The organism is uncultured Pontibacter sp., from assembly GCF_947492645.1.
GTDB lineage: Bacteria > Bacteroidota > Bacteroidia > Cytophagales > Hymenobacteraceae > Pontibacter.
Genome location: NZ_CANLMZ010000002.1, coordinates 107,822 through 126,962 on the forward strand (window position 1 = coordinate 107,822; position 19,141 = coordinate 126,962).

Consider the following 19,141-nt stretch of genomic DNA (forward strand, 5'->3'; position numbering starts at 1 on the left):
CTGCTTTTAATTGGATCTTAATTAGGCTGTATTATTGTTGTAGTTGTTTATGCAAAGCACAGGAGTAGCTGCAGGTGAGGTGATCTGAATTATGATGAATCTTATAATAGTATATTGCTGATATATTTTTAGTTATATAGAAGGTATAATCCTATAAAACAAAAAAGGCCTGAGAGAACTCAGGCCTTTTTTGTTTAGGGGCAGTTTAGATTATTCTTCGGCACGGGCAGAGCTGCCACTAATGATCTGGCCAAAGAAAATGCTGTTCAGGAAGAGCTTGTTGGTACCGTACCAGAACGCGCGGAAATTAGGGTTATCGGGCATGGCAATAACTTTACCCGCACCAACTGTTGATACATCCACGGCAGCCGAATTTTTAACCTGCTGCAGGTTTGGCTTGGAAATATAACCAGCCATAAGCGGCTTATCGGTATACATTACCGGGTTGGCATATGGGCTTTTGGAGCGCTCCAGGAACAGAGTATTACTTCTGAAAATTGGCATTTGCGCATCGGTATAACCGTAGGCCAGCGGGTGTGTCAGGTCTAGTCTGGTTTCAAAAATGGCTCCACCTATTACCTGCGCCCCAGACGTATTGCTCATGTCGGCATATGCTTTTTGTGGCGCTGTTTCGCTTTCGCTTTTCTTGATGGTGATGTTGCCGATGCCGTTATCAGCCAGCCATATTACGGCATCGCCCATACCCACAACCGTACCGCCCTGCTGTACCCAGCTGCGTAGTTTCTCTTTTGAGATGTTGTTGTAATACCCATCCGACAATATGATGACGTTATACTTGGTCAGGTCTACGCGGTTAAAACGGGTAGTGGTAACAAGGGTAGGCTTCATGTTAAAGCGTTCGTCCAGCACGTGCCAGGCTTCGCCTACGTCGTTACTGTTCACGCCATCGCCTATCAGCATTAATATTTTAGGTTGCTCTATGCTGGCCATCATCGGGCTGCCCAGCTTTATGCCTTGTGGTGTAAAACCTGTTGGCATGGCATGTACCTGTATAGCATTTTGGGTGGCAACCTCCTGCAAGATGCTGTGCAGCTGGTCAGGGTTTACTGGCTGGCCGGTTACCGGAATAAGTATGGAGCCATAGTCAAATTGCTTGCCGTTGGCGGTTGTAAATTTATCGGTAGCTACTCTTGTAACAATGCCACGCTCCATCAGGGTGTTCAGGGCGCGGGGCGCATAATAGCCATGCCACTCAAACACATAGGCGTAGTTGCTTTTTTCGCCCACAAGCTCACCCTTCGGGAAGGTAACATCTTCTACTCGCTGGCCCAGTTGGCTGCTCTTAAAGTTTCTGCTCGACAGGGCCGCGTTATCGAGGTCAAAAGCAAGCGGGAAGGTCCAGGCCGAGATGTCGTAGAAAAGGCTGTCCTGAAACGTGGTGCGCTTCTCAAACATACCTTCTATCAGTTTATACTGCGGCTGCTCAGTAGGTACTATGTAAGCATTTTCAGGGGTATAGGTTATATCGTTTATCTTAAAAGCCTCTTTTGGTCGGTATACTTCTATCTGGTGCTGCTTGATAATCTCAGCCAGATGGTAAGCTTTGGCCTTGTCTTTTTCAGAACCGAACACATAGGCCTTTACCGGTGCCTTTTTAGATTCGTTGTAAGACTGCTTGTAGAAATCGCGCTGGTGTGCCAGCAGCTCTTCGCGCATGGCCTGTGCCGCCTCTAAAGTAGAAAGCGTGGTGGTGAACTGGTTGCGGATGGTAAACGGAAACGTCAGTATGCCGTTCACACTTTCCTGTGCGTGGCCCCTGGAGCTTGCCTGCTCAAAAAGGATGCCCACAGCACCATTCACATCGGGGTAAGTAGAGCCTTTGCCGTAGTAAAAATCGTCGTAGCTTTCTTCGGTATAGTAAAACGAGCCGATCTTATCGAGTGCTTTGGCATGGTAGGTACCGATTTTCTGCGTCAGTTTAAATCCGTTTTCCGGAGAAAGCGGGTGGTTGCGGCTTGGTATGCCCGGCTGGAAAAAGAATGTAGCATTGGTGCCCATTTCGTGGTGGTCGGTTAGCACGTTTGGCTTCCACTCGTGGAACTTCGCCAGCCTGCCCCTTGACTCGGGGTGCTGCAGCGGCAACCAGTCGCGGTTTAGGTCAAACCAGTAGTGGTTGGTTCTACCGCGCGGCCATGCTTCTTCAAACTCAACGCTGTTGTTATCGGTGATCAGGTTTTTGCTGCGATGCGAGTTTACCCAGCTGGCAAAGCGGTTAAGTCCGTCCGGGTTAATGGAGGGGTCGATGAGTATAACTGTTTCTTTGAGCAGCTTCTCAATTTCCGGGCCTTGTGCAGCTGCCAGGTGGTAAACTGCAAGTAAAGAGGCGTTGCTGCCGCTTGGCTCGTTGCCGTGCACGCTGTATCCCATCCAAACTACAGCCGGCATGTCTTTTATGTTCACGCTGCCAGACGCTGCAGGGTCGGTAAGTTTTTTATGATTGGCCTTTATCGCCTCGATGTTTTTGTGGTTTTCCGGCGATGTAACGGTTAGCAAGTATAAAGGGCGGTTTTCGTGGGTGCGGCCATACTCTACCATTGTAATTCTGTCGGAGAGGGCATCCATCTGGCGCATAAACATCACCAGTTGGTCGTGGCTTACGTGCCATTCGCCTACGTTGTAGCCAAGTATATCTTTCGGAGTGGGTACCTCCTGGTTGTACTGCACCTCCTGCGGCAGGTAGTACGAAAGCTCTGTTTGTTGGGCAACTGCCAGTTGGCCAAAGCCAAGCATAGCAGCAACAGCAAACGCTCTAAGGTTTTTCATTCAGGTAGCGTATTAGGTAGTATAAGATTAGTTATATCTGCAATTTGCTGCTTTAGCAAGGCTTTTCCAAACAAATAGGCAGAGTTTAATATACTATAGCTGCGGCTGCAGCAGCTTTTGATGAAGTATAAAGTAGGGCTTCCATTTTCCGGTAAATTGCCTGGGTATGTTGTTTATACTTAAATAAGCCACGCCAGGTATAGCTGCAGCTAACAGGCAACGTTATACTTGCCCAACTTCCGGGCTAAGCTGTTTTGCGGGGCCTGCCGCCAACGGTTTTGCGCCTGCCATTTCCATAACTGACAAAGTATAGCGCAAACCCGGAAAGTATGGTAACCATGCCTGCAACAGAAAAAGCACGTAGCAGCCAGTTGCCGAAATTATCGCGGCCTTCATAATCCATGGTGTGCAGCATCCACATAAAGTCAAACACACGCCACTTGTTGTTTCTGAATTTTGTTACCTCGCCGCGTTCTGTGGCCACATAAACGGTGGTGCTGGTAGGGTGCTGCATGGTTACCGCATAGGCTGGTAAGGGACTCTCGCGGTATTCGTGGTGCTTGCCCACATGGCCTGCCGTGAGGTACTCTACCTGCTGCACTTCAACCTTCTCGTTAAAGCTGCGCCGGGCCATTTGTACGGCCTCTTCCTGGGTTAGTGGTGCACGAAGCGTGCCGTCTTTTGCCAGCGCCAGTTGCGTATGGGCCATTGGCTCAGCGCCCAGGCTCGCAAAGTATACCACCTGGTACAGCGGCTGCCCCAATACTTCAATCAGCTTTATCGATTTTACAGAATCTGCCTGCGGCAGCTGTGCCAGCACCTGTGCCGGAGAGGCCATTGCCATTGTGCTGCTGAAGTTGGCAGCAGCCCTGCGTTGGAAATCGCCATGTATCTCGTCGATGTCAGACCAGCTGAAATATAAACCGCCCATTGTCCAGAACACAAACTGTAGGCCAGTAAGTAAACCCAGGTACCGATGTGCTTTGCGAATGCGCAGGTGTGTGAGGCGGTTCATAAGTGAGAATGCTGCTAATACAGCTCAAAAATACTATAAATATAATATAGATGATATTATATTTTTTGCAATAATTATATTATAAATTAAATTATTTAAAGAAATATAATTCTAAAAATGAAACTTATTTAATTAAATGTTGTACATATCCTGTAGGAGTATAATATATTACAATAATTAATATAATATCTTGTGTTAAAAATACACTTATTAGCCTTGCATCATCTCTTAAGATTCAAGTTTGAGCAGGCTTTGCTGGTGCATTACAGAAATGCACCATTTATTCCTCCAAACAACCTGTAAAATATACTATAGCTTGTTTTTGTGCAGCCATTCTTTTAAGGGTTTAACCTCTGAAAAAGGATTGCTACAGGCCCTCTTTTGCTCTTTCGTTGCCTGATAAGGCCTAATTCTAATCCTTAGTAGAGTACCAAAGCCATGCTCATCTACCTGTAACAGGTATTCCCAACCATCATACCCTAATTTTATGGAGAAAATTTTTACTAAACTGATTTTAAGACCTGAAAGCACTAGTCTTAGCAAGTCTTATTTAATTAGCAGTTTACTCTTGCTATTCCTGCTAGTTGGAAATGTGGCGTGGGCGCAGACACCTGAAATAGTTCCAGAAAATGCATGTTTAGGAGTACCTAAAACTCTTACTGTTACTGCTAAGAACGTAAGAGCGCAATGGCAGTACAGTACTCCACCTAATGCGGCTTTTGTAAATGTAGGAGGGATAACTACTACTAGTGCAGGCGCTCTAGTTTCCTTCACTTTTACCCCTACAGCTCAAGATAATGACAGGATATACAGAGTTAGGTTTACTAACAATGGGGGACAGCAGGAATCGTTCAGCGATACATACTTCCGAATAATAGTAAATCAACTTCCTGCTGCACCTCAAGGGATTCCTGCTGAACGATGTGGTGCTGGAGCCGTTGAATTATCTGCATCTGGCGCTCCAGAGGGTGGTAGCTATCGCTGGTATGTGTCAAATAATGCTACAACTCCGATAAGCAATGCTACTGAGTCAACTTATACAACACCAAGTATTAATGCCACCACTACATTTTATGTTAGTTCTGTAAGTTCAGTAGGGTGCGAAAGTTCATCAAGAACAGCAGTCACAGCAACAATAAATTCTATTCCTCCTCCTCCAACTGTTGCAAACCCAACAGTTACCAGATGTGGTTTAGGAGAAGTTACTTTATCAAGCGCAATTGTTGGAGGTAATAACCCAACAGCTGGTGCTACAAATAGATGGTATTCAGCTGCAACAGGCGGTACTGTACTGGGAACAGGAGCTGATTATGTTGCACAGCTAACAGATTTCAACCCTTTGACAGTTTATGTTGGCAGCTACAACACGACCACAGGCTGCGAGAGCTCCCAGCGTGTAGCGGTTACTGCAAGAGCTATTCAGACACCGGTTGCAACGGTTACACCTGCAAGCCCTGCGGCAGTTTGCCAAGGGCAAACAGTACAGCTAACAGCCCAGGCCTCGCCTGCCTCACCAGCAGTAGGTACTTATACTTATCAATGGTTTGATAGTAGCGGTCCTATCACAGGCGCTACAAGTGCTACTTATTCAGCTACAGCATCTGGTAGTTATTCTGTTGCTATTACACCATCGGGAAGTACATGTGCTAGTGCCAGATCTGGAGCAGTACAAGTTACAGTATCTCCCCAGCCAACCATTACAGTAAATGCAGCTCCTGCTACTATTTGTGCTGGCGAGGCAACAACTTTAACCGCTAGCGGAGCCGATAGCTATACCTGGTCTCCGGCTACAGGGTTAAGCAGCACTACCGGCAGTACGGTAACTGCAAGCCCAACCACAACAACAACCTATACTGTAACTGCCGTGTCTGGTGGGTGTACTGTAACATCGCTGGTAACGGTAACGGTAAACCCGCTTCCTGCTGCTGTAATTACACAGGGAGCCAATGTGGTGCTCTGCGAAAATGGCACCGTAACCCTTACAGCGCAGCAGGGCGCAGGTTACTCTTACCAATGGTTTGAAGGCGGAGATGAAATAAACAACGCCAATACGAATACATTAATAGTTGATGAAGATGGAGAATATACGGTGCAGGTAACCTTAAATGGCTGCACCGTTATGTCTGCTGTTACTACTGTTACAGAACAGGAACTGCCCGAAGTTGAAATTGCTGCTGGCTCTGCAACAACATTTTGTGCCGGCGGGTCGGTTGTACTAACCGCTGGCGTAGACCCAGCTACGCCTGATGTAGGAGTTTATACTTATAGATGGTACGAAGTAGGTACCCCTGCTGCTACACTTGGTACAGCGTCAACGCTGGAGGTTTTTGCATCTGGCACTTACACCGTAGAAGTAACAGGTAATACCTGTGCTGTTCTTGCAGATGATCCTGTAACTGTTACCGTTAACCAGTTGCCAGCAGCTACTATTACGCCTGGCGGACCTGTAGATTTTTGCGAGGGAGGCCTGGTTATATTAAACGCACCCGACGTACCTGCCGGAGATGATCTTGCATATGCATGGTCGGATGGCACAAATATTATCGGAACTGGCCAAACATTAGAAGTAAGCACATCCGGCACATTTACACTTACCGTAACAAACACAATTACTGGCTGCCAGAATACGTCAGAGCCACTTTCTATTCTAGTTAGCACAATATCGGAAGCGGCCATAACTTACATAGAGCCCACTACATTTTGTGAGGGAGGTAACATTATACTATCTGCAACAGAGGCACCAAACGGACAAACCTACAGCTACAAATGGCTACGAGACGGTAATGAGATAGATGGAGCAACAACCAGGGTTTATACTGCCCAGCAATCCGGAGACTATAGTGTAAGTGTAACCAATAATGGCTGTACTAAAACTTCTGCGGAGGTAACGGTAACAGTAGTGCCCCAACCAACAGCTACCATTACCAGCGGCAACGACGAAGCCTGTCTGGTGCCTGGAAGCACCGTGAGCTTTGATGTTGAAGGTACGTTTACCGGAGAAGCTGCCGCCTGGACCACTTCTGATGCAAATTTTGTTATCACAAACCCCGTATACAACACAGAAACAGGCGTGGCAACTGCCACCGTGGTAGTTACCGGCTCAGGTAGTGCCACAGTATCGCTTACCGCCAGCAGCTCTGTGGAGGGCTGTGCAGATGATGTTAGCGCTATCACACTCCTGGTAAAACCATTACCAGAAGCTACCATTACCTTTACCGGATCTACTACTGTTTGTACCGGAGAAAGTGTTCTGTTAACAGCTTCTGAGGGTGTAGGTTATACTTATCAATGGTATCTGGATGGTACTATACAGAATGGCTCGGGCAATAGTTTCAGCGCAAGCGTGTCAGGTAATTACACGGTAATAGTAAGTAGCAACGGTTGCTCTGTTGAGTCAGCGCCGGTAAGTGTTACGGTTAATCCGCAGCCTAGCGCCAGTATAACCGCATCCGGCCCAACTGTTTTCTGCGATGGTGGCTCTGTAACGCTAACAGCTGTTTCTGATATCGGAACTGGTTTTGTCTGGTTTAGAAATGGCACACAAGTCGGAACAGGTGCAACCTTTGTGGCTAAGGAATCCGGAAACTATACAGTAGCAGTTACGGTTGACGCAACAGGGTGTGCAAATCTCTCCGCAGCCACAATTGTTACAGAAAATCCGGCACCGATAGTCAGCGTTCGCACAAGCGGGCCAACGACTATTTGCCAGGGCGGCACCGTAACCTTGATTGCAGATGTTACACCTACAGGTATAGCCTATAATTATTCATGGTACAGAGATAATGAGCTTCTTGCCACAAATACATCAAATCAGTACACGGTAAATCAAACTGGGTCTTATACTGTAGTTGTAAGTAACGCCTCTACTTCGTGCAGCACTGCATCTGCCGCAACTGTGGTAACTGTTACTCCTAACCCTGTGGCAAATGCCGGGGCAGCACAAACTGTCTGCGCAGGTCAGGCTATTGTATTAGGCGTGCCGGCAGTAGCAGGCTATACGTACAGCTGGAGCCCAGCCACAGGTTTATCCAGCACTACTGTTGCCCAGCCAACGCTAACCTTGCCAAATGGTGGCGCGACTAATATCGTAGCTACTTATACTTTAAGGGTTACTGCAAATAATTGTAGTGCAGAGAGTAATGTAACAATTACTGTAACGCCAACTATTGCAAACAATACAATCAGTAACCCAAACCCGACTTTATGTGCCAATACAACGGCCAGTATGCTTACAGGCTCTACACCAACCCGTGGCAATGGCCCTTATACTTACCGATGGGAAAGCAGTACTGTTTCTGCAACGGCTGGTTTTGGCCCTGCTACAGGTATAAATAATACCCAAAACTACAGCCCGGGCGCTGTAGCCCAAACTACCTGGTACCGACGAGTGGTGATGTCTGGAGGGTGCGCCGAAAGTATAAGTAATGCTGTTGTGGTACCTGTAACGCCAATCACTACCTTAACACTTATACTTACCGCTGCTCCTTTCCCTGTGTGCCCTGGCCAGCAAACTACTTATACTGCTACGGTACTGGCAAACGTAACTTCGGTTACTTACCCAACTAACCCAAGGTATGAGCAAGTAACATGGGTAGGCGGAACAGACGTATCGAATATGTTTACTTTTGACTGGTGGAAAAACGATGCAGTAGATAACCAGGGAGGGCAAACAGGAAGAACTGTAAGCCAGGCGGGCTTATCCTCAACGGATTACTTTACGGTACGTGCCAGGCCTAATGGGCAGTTTAACATAAGCTGTGTTGCATATGTAAACAGACCTGAGTTTACTGTTCAGAATGATACGAAAGGCAATGTACTCTTCTCAAACAGGATTTACCTGGGCAGGCCAGACAACTATAACGTAACTATCAGCCGTAGCCCGGCCGGCTCTATATGCCAGGGCACACCTGTTACTTTCACGGCCACGCCAAGTGCAGCATTTACAAACCTGACAATGGAGTGGGTGGTAACAAGCAGCTCCGGAAATGTGGTATCAAGAACAGAGTTTAGTTCTGCACTACAGTTTAGTTCCAGCACCCTGAATAATGGCGATGTGGTGAGCTTAAACTTTACATCGGATGAAAATAAATGCCAGCCTGTAGCTGCTTCTAACCCTATAACCATGGTGGTGGTAGTGCCGCAAACGATGGCTGGCGGAGGGGCTTTCTGTAGCGGCGGCACAGGAGGAGTACCTGTAAGTATAAATGGTTCGCAGCAGGGCGTTACTTACCAGCTGCGCCGCACCGTAAACGGTACAACCGTAAATGTGGGGCAACCTGTTGCTGGTACCGGTGGTGTGCTGAGTTTTGGTAACCAAACCATAGCTGGCAGTTACTCGGTGCAGCCAATTTCAGAGAACGGAGCGTGCACTCTTTCTTATGGCCCGGTTGTGATAAACGAAACACCGGCACCTGTGGCCTATAGTGTTACTGGCGGAGGAGATTATTGCATAAATGGCGGCGGTGTGGCCGTAGGCTTACAAAATTCTCAGAGTGGCGTAAATTACCAACTGTTCCGCACGGTAAACGGCAGTACATCTGCTGTAGGAAGCCCGGTGGCAGGTACTGGTACAGCTATCAGTTTCGGAAACCAGGAAGTTGCAGGTACTTATACAGTAGTAGCAACTACCGTAGCAAACGCAACAACAGCAGCCTGCCCACAAGCAATGACTGGCTCAGCAACGGTAGAGATAAATCCATTGCCGCTCGTTGATCTGGCGGATGTGTCGGCTTGCCAGGGCAGCCAGGCTACGGTTGCTGCAAATGTAAGCGGTGGGGCCGGAGGGTATACTTATGCCTGGCAAGTGCCTGCTGGATGGCAGGGACCAACACCGACAACGCCAAGCTTCCAGACGGGAGTAGCAGGAACTTACAGGCTAACTGTAACGGATGCTGAGAATTGTGCCTCTGTGGTACAGGATGTGGTGGTAACCCTAACAGAAATAGAGGAACTAGAAGATCCGTTGTTGCGTGTTGAGTGGACAGACGGGGAAACCAAATGGGAAGTAACAGCCCTGGAAAGTGAAGTGCCTGATGCTGATTTTGGTGCATCGCCTACGTACGTATGGTACAGAAGAGAATCTATAGAGGTAACAAGCAATGGTGAATGGGGACAGCCGGTACAAAGCGGACCTAGCAATGTATACATAGAGGATGCCCCGGCACCAAATGTGCAGCTTAAGGTCGAGATTTTAAATAGTAGCAGCTGTATACGCTATGTACTCACCAATATTGGTGTAACGCCACTGCCTGTCGAGATTATATACCTCACTACCCAGAAGCAAGGCTACAACGTGGTGTTGGAGTGGGCAACTGCCCTGGAGCAAAACAATGCCGGTTTCGAGATACAAGTGTCTGAGGACGGCAAAGCTTACAGGAAAATAGACTATGTAGCAACTAAGAACGGAAACTCCAACCAGAAGCAGGTTTACAAGTACGTAGATAGTGAGAATGGCAAGCATGGTACGCGCTACTATAGGCTAAAGCAGATGGATGTGAATGGGCAGTTTGAGTACTTTGGCCCTAAGATGGTTGAGTTTGGCAGCATCAGCGATAAGATCATTGTTTATCCTAACCCATTCGAGAACAGGTTAGAGCTAAACATAGAGGCAGAGCAGGAGGGTACTATGCAAATCATACTTTCTAACGCTATAGGCAGGCAGCTACTCCAGAAAACTGTTCTGGTAGAAAAAGGCTTGAACACAGAGGAGTTGTTAGTGGAGTTTAACCTGCCGCAGGGCATTTACATTGTAACAACGAGAATGGCCGGAGTGACCAAGCACTTTAAAGTGCTCCGGAAATAAAAGAGCTAATTAGGGTTTAATTTAAAAGAGCCAGGTATTTTACCTGGCTCTTTTACTTTTGTATAGTATAAAGTATAGCTTAAAGTACTTTTACTTTTAAGCTTGTTGGCTGCTGTGGCGAGTGGTATACTTTGTGCGTGGTCTTGATAAAATCTTCCTCGTTGGCTTTAAAGATATTGTCCACGTACTTCTGCGGGTTACGGTCTACCAGCGGAAACCACGTGCTCTGAATCTGCACCATGATGCGGTGGCCTTTCTTGAAAGTATACAGCACATCCTGCAGCTCCACATTTACCGGCGTCACCTGGTTTGGCGTAAACGGCTCTGGTTTCTCAAAACTGTTGCGGAAGCGCCCTCTGAAAACCTCGCTGCGAACCATGGCCTGATAGCCGCCCATAGGTTTATTCGGCTGGTGTGCCGTAGCGCGGGCTGTATCCGGGTAAACATCAATCAGTTTTACAATCCAGTCGGCATCAGAGCCTGTGGTGGCCACTTTTAGCTGTGCCAATATCTCTCCGGCAAGTGTAATGTCCTCTGTCAGCACATCTGTCTGGAAGGTGAGCACATCCGGGCGGCGGCTGGCAAAACGCTGGTCGTCGGTCATGTACTCGCGTGTCATGCCGGTAGCAACTGCCTCTGTAAAGGGTACGGGTTTATTGGGGTCGCTGATGAACTCTGATGCTGCTGCCTCGTTTGCTGTTGGCGCTGTAAAGCTCATTTTGCCATCGGCATGCAAGTATAATGTACGCTCCTTAGCTTCTTTCGGAGGCCAAACTTCAAACTCGCGCCACGTGTTGTTTCCGCCCTCAAACATGATTGCTTCCGGTAATTGCACCGGTGTTTTAGATTCGCTTTTCAGGTAGTGGTTAAAAAACTTGGCTTCTACTTCCTGCTGATACCAAGGCGAGTTCTTTTGTCCGAACGACACGTTTCCCAGGCTGGAGCCATCGGTGCGTGCCCAGCCGCCATGTATCCAAGGGCCCATTACGAGCATATTGGTCAGCTTCGGGTTGTTTTTTTCCAGCGTCTGGTAAATTTTTAGCGGGCCGTAAAGGTCTTCTGCATCATACCAGCCACCCACAGTCATTACGGCGGTGTTTTTGATGTTTTTGAGGTGAGGAAGTATGTTGCGGTCCTGCCAGTACTTGTCGTAGTTCGGGTGTTCTACCATGTCGTTCCAGAAGGCAACATTGTTTTTATAGTACTTCTCGTTAACGTTTTTTAGCGGGCCAAGGCGCATAAAAAACTCGTATCCATCAGGGGTGCCGTGGTCGAAGCGGGGGTTGCGCTGAGTGGTTGGCTCCGGGCGTGGCAAACCAAAACTGGCTAAAAAGTTAAACGCATGCGGCAGAAAAGTGGCACCGTTGTGGTGAAAATCATCCCAGAACCAGTCGGCAATAGGGGCCTGGGGCGATACTGCTTTCAGGGCCGGGTGGTTACTCATTAAGCCAGCAGCAGCATAAAATCCGGGATAGGAGATACCCCATTGCCCTACGCGGCCGTTGTCGTTGTTCAGTTTTTTGGTAAGCCAGTCTACTGTATCGTAGGTGTCGGTGCTTTCGTCTACCGCTTTCTTGCCTTTTTTATTGGCGATGTGGGGCGTCATGTTCACAAAATCACCCTCCGACATGTAGGTGCCGCGCACATCCTGGTAAACAAAAATATAACCGTCGCGCATCAGGTTGCTGCTCGGGCCAAGGCTGGTTTTGTAGCCTTCGCCGTAAGGCCCCACCGAATAAGGCGTACGGTTCATCAGTATCGGGTATTTCTTGGTTTTATCCTTTGGCGAGTATACCACCGTGAAAAGCTTTTTACCGTCGCGCATCGGTACCTGGTATTCTGCTTTTTCGTAGTTCTGCCGGATGTACGCAGAGTCTTGGTTAACAGCTTGCGCCATACTTGCACTTGCACTCAGGCCAATAGCCAGCAGCAGCACGAACAAGCGTAACTGGTTAGTATAAGTTTTCATGTGTGTTATGTTTGAGGCGAGTTAGTTTAAATTTGATAAATGATTTAAGCACTATACTTTCGGAAATATAGCAATTAGAAAATACAAATGGTAGTAGCTTAATCGCTTTGGTGTTCTGGGAGTTGGCTATACTAAAGAATGCTTTACTTATATAAGTATGATTACATACAGTAGCTTCTATGATCTGGGAAGTATGATAAAAAGCGCATCCACTTCTTTTTAGTGAACTGGTTTGCTATGTTTTTGGCGCTGCTCGCTTGTGGCCGGAAACAGGCAAAAGCAAGCCCTCCAGGTTGTTAGGGCTATGGTTTTAGAAATACAGGACCAGAGTGAATGTATTACTGAGGCAGCAGACGCGTAGTAGCGGTTACCGCAAGTGCCGCATAATGGCATAAGGGAACGGGGCCCAAAGTGCAGTTTTCACTCCGGTTTTCCGTAACCCCTGGTTTACCCAGTTGTTGCAGTTTTTAAGCAGGTAAAACTTGCCGTTAGCCTCATAAAAAGTATCGTTGTGCGAGTAGCCGGAACCGCTAATGTGCAGGTACAGGCTATCCTGCTTCTGAAAAGAAGCGTCGATGTAGCTGATCAGGAGTTGGTATTGCTCTGGGCTTATAAGTATAGGCCGTTGGTACTTGTTGGGTACTAGTTTATACTTGATATACTCTACGTGCATGGCGGTACGCGTAGGCCACAGCGCCGATGAGAGTGCCACCCCCAATCTAAGGTCTTTCCACTCGGGTGTTTCCATGTAAAAGCGCCTGTCGCCCCAGCCAAAACCAAGGTAGGCATAGCTGCTGTCTACGTTCTTAAAGTGGTGCAGGGGCAGCTTTGTGCGCCAGTCCAGGTAGGGTGTTTTAACCGGAACGATAATATCGGTGTGCACGCCGTTGGAGGTGACAAATATCTCGATAGCGCCTGGCCTGGTGGCTTGTGCCAAACTGCTGTTTACGGGAATGCTGCTAAGTATAAACCCAGATGCAAAAAACAACACAGTTATTGCCAGCAACAGCGCCGCTGCCTTCGCTGTTAAATAAAATGCCTTTAAGATAAACTGCTGCATGCTTTGTAATACGAGCAGAACAGGATAAGCGTAAAAAACAAAACCCGGGGCAAAGCTCCGGGTCTGAATGTAAGTTTAGTTAATTTAGTTTCTCCTTTGATAATCTGGCATCCGGATAATTTCTGCTGCTAGCGCTATTGTGCAGCCGCAAAACCAGAGTAAAGTATAAGCATCATATTTATAATACTGATTACACGCTATTACCTCTGCAGTACCAATGTGCAAACATTGGGTTTCCGTTTGTGTTTGCAAAATTACTGAATTATTTTCTCCGAAGCTATATCGTTCACTAAAAAACATTTGTAAGCACATCTTTTTAGCAGTTACAAAGTATACTAAAAGTGCCATATACAGCCGGGCAGTAGTTTGACAAATTCAGCAATTATGCCCAGATTGTACCTTCAAATTCCTCAACTAACAGCACTATGATACACACCACGAAGCGATTGTTCGCTTTAGCCTTTGTACTGCTAAGTATGCAGGTTGCGTTTGCGCAGCAGGCCATACAAACACCAGAGCAGTTCCTAGGCTACCAGCTGGGCAAGCAGTTTACAACCCATGCCCGCATTGCAGACTATGTAAATTACCTTGCCGCGCAGGCACCAAACCGCATGAAAGTGCAGGAGTATGGCCGCACTTACGAAGGGCGCCCGCTACTGCTGGCATACATCGCCTCCGACGAGAACCTACCCAGGCTAGAGCAGATACGCGAAAATAACCTGCGGCAGGCAGGAGTGCAGAGTGGCACCTTACAAGGAAACCAACCAGCCATTGTGTGGTTAAGCTACAACATCCACGGCAACGAATCTGTAAGCTCTGAAGCGGTACTGCAGGTGCTGTATGATTTAGTTAACCCCAACAATGCACAGGCAAAGCAATGGCTTCAGAACAGCGTTGTCATACTTGACCCTTGCGTTAACCCTGATGGCCGCGAGCGTTATGTGCAATGGTACAAGCAGACAGTTGCAAGCCAGGGCGGCAATGCATCGCCTTATGCCTGGGAGCATTGGGAACCGTGGCCGGGTGGCAGACCAAACCATTACTACTTCGACCTGAACCGCGACTGGGCCTGGCAAACACAAATAGAATCGAAGCAGCGCCTGAAGCAGTATAACAGCTGGCTACCACAAGTACACGCCGATTTCCATGAGATGGGGCCGGAATCGCCATACTATTTCTCTCCCGCAGCCAAACCGTTTCATGAAAGTATAACGCCGTGGCAGCGCCAGTTCCAGAACACCATCGGCGACTACAACCGCCAATACTTCGATAAAAACAACTGGTTATACTTTACCCGCGAAAACTTCGACCTGTTTTACCCAAGCTACGGCGATACCTGGCCAACCTTCAACGGTGCCATCGGCATGACCTACGAGCAAGGCGGCTCGGGCAGAGCGGGATTGGCTTACCAAAAGCAGGATGGCGACACACTTACATTGGTTGACAGAATTGCCCACCATGTTGCAGCCAGCGAAGCCACTATTAAAGCCACCTCCGAAAAAGCTGACCAGCTAAAGCAGGAATTTGCCCGATACCACGACAACAACCTTAGAAAGCCAGCCGGCGACTACAAGGCATTTGTAATTAAAAGCGATGCCCGAAGTGCCGGTAACATCAAAGCCCTTACAGAGTACCTGGACAACCAGGGCATACAGTATGGCTACGCAGGCAAGCGTGCATCTGAAAGAGGATTTAACTATAGCACAGGCAAAGACGAAAGCGTAAAGCTTGAGGAAAGCGATCTGGTCATCAGCATGTATCAGCCAAAGTCTACGCTCGTTAAAGTGCTGTTTGAGCCACATGCCAACCTCGAGGATTCAGTAACCTACGATATTACCTCCTGGGCCTTGCCTTATGCTTATGGGGTGCAGGCTTATGCTGTAGAATCCAGGGTAGACGCTTCTGCAAAACAACCGGCTGCAGCGGCTGTGCAAAGTATAAGTATAGCCAAACCATACGCTTACCTGGCGCGCTGGAGCAGCCTGAACGATCTGAAGTTTTTAACAGAACTAATGAAACAGAATGTAAAAGTGCGCATGGCCGAAAAGGGGTTTGAAACAGACGGCCAAAAGTATGAAGCCGGTACGCTTATCATTACCCGCACAGGCAATGAGCGTTTAGGCGATAAGCTGGATGCAACCGTTCGTGACCTGGCTGCCAAGCATGGTGCTGCCTTAACCGCCACCGGTACAGGTTTTGTGAGCAGCGGTGCCGATTTTGGCTCTGGCAGCGTGCGTTACCTTAAAATGCCTAAAGTGGCTGTCATGTCCGGTGAGGGGGTATCTTCTTACGGTTTCGGAGAAGTATGGCACTACTTCGAGCAGCAAATCGGTTACCCTGTAACGGTGCTAAACACCTCATACTTTGCAAATGTGCCGCTGCACGAGTTTGATGTACTGATACTGCCAACAGGCAATTACAGCCGCGTGCTAAACGAGGAAAAACTGGAGCAGATAAAAGGCTGGATACGTGGCGGCGGCAAACTGATTGCTATGGAGAGCGCAGCAGGCTATCTGGCTAACAAAAAGGATTTCAACCTTAAAAAGAAAAGTGCAGACGAAGCAGATGGCAAAGAAAAGCAGGATAAGAAAAAGGAAGACCCTTATGCTAGTCTGCGCACCTATGCCGAACGTGAGCGGGAAGCCATCCGTGAAGAAGTGCAAGGCAGCGTGTTCAGGGTAGATCTGGACAAAACACACCCTTTAGCCTTTGGCTATGGCGACACGTACTTTGCACTTGTGCGCACCTCTGATCTGTACCAGTTTATGGACGAGGGTTGGAACGTTGGCGTGCTTAAAAAGAACAACTATGCCACAGGCTTTGTAGGCGCAGGTATAAAAGAGAAACTACAGGATGCGCTTATACTTGGTACCCAAAGCATGGGCCGTGGGCAAGTGGTGTACCTGGCTGACAACCCTTTGTTCAGGGGGTTCTGGCAAAGCGGTAAACTCATGTTTGGCAATGCCGTGTTTGTGGTAGGGCAATAAGCTCATGCTAACATACAAAAGGGCCGTAGCTACCCCAGTTGCGGCCCTTTTTCTCTTTACTGGAGGTACAATACGTACAGTATTATATACAACTAGTCTTGTCGTGAATTTTCTCGCTGAGGAAGAAGGCAGACCGTTAAAAGCATATCGTGTACATTGCTTTCTACTTATTAAGTATTAGCTAACCAAAATGTATTACCTTCGTGGTGTAAAAATCACAGCAAAAGATGGCTACGATCATAACTTACCCAGCAGCCGATGAGTACAGCGACAATGTTGGCAATTACATAAAAGAGGCAAAAGCCGATGACCTTATTGAAGGCCTTACTGCCAGCTACTCTTACATTGCTGGTTTAATGCAGGGCCTTGCAGAAGAGCAGTTGCTGCACCGCTACGCACCAGGAAAATGGAGTATAAAAGAGCTGCTGGTGCATATGCTCGATGCAGAGCGTATATTTTCTTACCGTGCGCTACGCTTTGCCCGCCAGGACAGAACGGCGTTGCCGGGTTTTGATGAAAATGCTTATGTAAGCCCATCTAAAGCAGATACGCGCGATATTAATTCTATTCTGGCAGAGTATACCGCCGTACGAACAGCTACCATTGAGTTGTTCAAGAGCTTTGATGAGGAGGCCCTGAACCAGAAAGGCATCGGAAGCGGATCAGAAATAAGTGTCCGTGCGATAGGCTACACCATACTTGGCCACGAAATACACCACCTGCGTATTTTGCGCGAGCGTTACCTGGTTTAAAAGTATAAATTAAGATTTACCTGTAAAGGCTGCTCTAACTGATTTAATCGGCTAGAGCAGCCTTTTTACGTTAATACATCATCTGGTGGCTCTCAGACTATAAATGGAGTGCTATCTAGCGGAGGTGCATATTTGTGACCATCTTCACTTACAGCAGCTTGGTTGGAGTTTTGCGGACTTACGAAGCGCAAAGAACTTCTTAGTTGCGTTTGCAGTAAATAAACACTCCTAAACATTGCCTATGCTTTGCTATCTTGAATGCATTGGTACGTTCCAAAGTATAAACCACCACCTTATGCAGCTATCACGCAGAAACATTGGAATTATACTGGCACCTGTTCTGGCTATACTTATCTGGTTGTTTACTGCTGGGCTGCCATTACAGGCAAGGATGGTGGCTTCCATTATGGTGTTTTGCCTGGTGTTCTGGATGACAGAGGTAATCCCGCTTTCGATGACAGCTTTTTTGGGGGTGCTGCTGGCGGTAATGCTGGGAGTGGCCCGGATAGAAACCGCTTTCCAGAATCTTGGCCATCCTATTATACTTTTGTTTATCGGTAGTTTCCTGCTGGCACGCTCCATGACGCGGCACGGCCTTGACAAAAGAATTGCCCTGTTTATACTTTCGCAACCATTTTTCCAGAAAAGCCTCTTCCGGTTGTTTCTGGGGTTTTCGCTGGTATCGTTTGTGCTCTCGATGTGGGTAAGCAACTCGGTTACAGTAGCCATGCTGCTGCCGCTGATTTTAGGCGTTACGAAACTGGTCTGTTACCGGGAAGATGACAGGAATACTGCTGTTTACTTTCTGTTGGGGATCGCCTATAGTGCCTCTATTGGGGGCGTGAGTACTATCATCGGTTCGCCGCCAAACTTAATCGGAGTAAACTACCTGGCGCAGCAGGGCGTTCGCATTGATTTTTTGCAGTGGATGCTGATGGCTTTGCCCATTTCGCTATCCATGTATGGTGGCATGTTGCTGTATATGAATTACTTTTTAAGTAAGAGCAGCTATAACCGGGAGTTGGTCAGCGGCTATGTGCAGGAAGAAATAAGCAAAAAGGAGAAGCTGAAAAAAGGTGAGCTGATTACCATGGGCGTCTTTAGCATAGCTGTGCTGCTGTGGCTTACACCTGGTTTCTTAAACTTGTTTGGTTTAGAAGAGGCTTACACGTTTATGAGTACTTATTTTGCTGAGAGTACAGTTGCGTTGCTGGCTGCCTTGTTATTGTTCCTTATTCCGCCAGGCCAGGAAAACGAGGGGCAAGGTACCATTACTGCCGGCGATCTGGTGAAAATTGACTGGGATACGATCCTGCTTTTCGGAGGAGGCATGGCGCTCGGCCAACTTGTGGTTACCTCGGGTCTGGCAGACATCATTGGCAGAGGCATAACAGCCTTTATTGATCCGGAGCAGCAGTTTATGCTCATCTTTATACTTGTGTTGCTGGTGCTATTCCTGACAGAAGTAAGCTCTAACACGGCCATTGCCATTACATTTGTGCCAATAATTATCGGGGTGCTGCACGGTATAAATGTGCCTTTGCTTTATCCGGTGCTAGGGGTGGTAATTGCCTGTAGCTTTGCTTTTATGCTGCCCGTAGCCACTCCGCCCAATGCTATCGTGTATGGCAGTAAACAGGTGCCTATTGCTACTATGGTGCGTACCGGTGTTATCCTGAACATGTTTGGTGCGGCGCTTATTTCGCTTTTTATAATGCTGTACCTGGCCCTGTAGCAAGCTAATTAGCATTATTATGCCTATCTTAGTAGTA

Annotated in this window: 8 protein-coding genes; 4 read left to right on the forward strand and 4 right to left on the reverse strand. The window is 47.7% G+C overall.

The window, feature by feature from the left end:
- Positions 1–210 precede the first annotated feature (210 nt).
- Both Q1A23_RS02580 and Q1A23_RS02585 read right to left on the reverse strand, forming a co-directional pair.
- The gene (locus Q1A23_RS02580) at positions 211–2,784 is read right to left on the reverse strand and encodes a M14 metallopeptidase family protein (RefSeq protein ID WP_299819056.1); all 2,574 of its coding nucleotides are present in this window, start codon (positions 2,782–2,784) and stop codon (positions 211–213) included.
- A gap of 244 nt (positions 2,785–3,028) precedes the next feature.
- Positions 3,029–3,799 carry a PepSY domain-containing protein gene (locus Q1A23_RS02585; protein WP_299819058.1) on the reverse strand — a complete coding sequence of 257 codons (771 nt, stop codon included), beginning with the start codon at positions 3,797–3,799 and terminating at the stop codon, positions 3,029–3,031.
- Between the two features lie 487 nt (positions 3,800–4,286).
- Between Q1A23_RS02585 and Q1A23_RS02590 the strand changes: the two genes are divergently transcribed.
- Positions 4,287–10,601, forward strand: coding sequence for a T9SS type A sorting domain-containing protein (locus Q1A23_RS02590; RefSeq protein WP_299819060.1), 6,315 nt, complete (start codon positions 4,287–4,289; stop codon positions 10,599–10,601).
- A gap of 79 nt (positions 10,602–10,680) precedes the next feature.
- On the opposite strand, the gene Q1A23_RS02595 is transcribed toward Q1A23_RS02590, so the two are convergent.
- Complete coding sequence (locus Q1A23_RS02595) at positions 10,681–12,570, reverse strand: CocE/NonD family hydrolase (protein ID WP_299819065.1); 1,890 nt, start codon at positions 12,568–12,570, stop codon at positions 10,681–10,683.
- Between the two features lie 367 nt (positions 12,571–12,937).
- Complete coding sequence (locus Q1A23_RS02600; protein ID WP_299819066.1) at positions 12,938–13,630, reverse strand: TIGR02117 family protein; 693 nt, start codon at positions 13,628–13,630, stop codon at positions 12,938–12,940.
- 425 nt (positions 13,631–14,055) lie between these two features.
- Here Q1A23_RS02600 and Q1A23_RS02605 point away from each other — a divergent pair, with 425 nt between their 5' ends.
- The 3 genes from Q1A23_RS02605 (at position 14,056) to Q1A23_RS02615 (ending at position 19,104) form a co-directional block, all read left to right on the forward strand.
- Entirely contained in the window at positions 14,056–16,617 is a 2,562-nt protein-coding gene (locus Q1A23_RS02605) for a M14 metallopeptidase family protein (protein WP_299819069.1), read from the forward strand.
- 227 nt (positions 16,618–16,844) lie between these two features.
- The gene (locus Q1A23_RS02610; protein ID WP_299819073.1) at positions 16,845–17,369 is read left to right on the forward strand and encodes a DinB family protein; all 525 of its coding nucleotides are present in this window, start codon (positions 16,845–16,847) and stop codon (positions 17,367–17,369) included.
- A 241-nt stretch (positions 17,370–17,610) separates the two neighbouring features.
- Complete coding sequence (locus Q1A23_RS02615) at positions 17,611–19,104, forward strand: DASS family sodium-coupled anion symporter (RefSeq protein ID WP_299819076.1); 1,494 nt, start codon at positions 17,611–17,613, stop codon at positions 19,102–19,104.
- Positions 19,105–19,141: the final 37 nt, after the last annotated feature.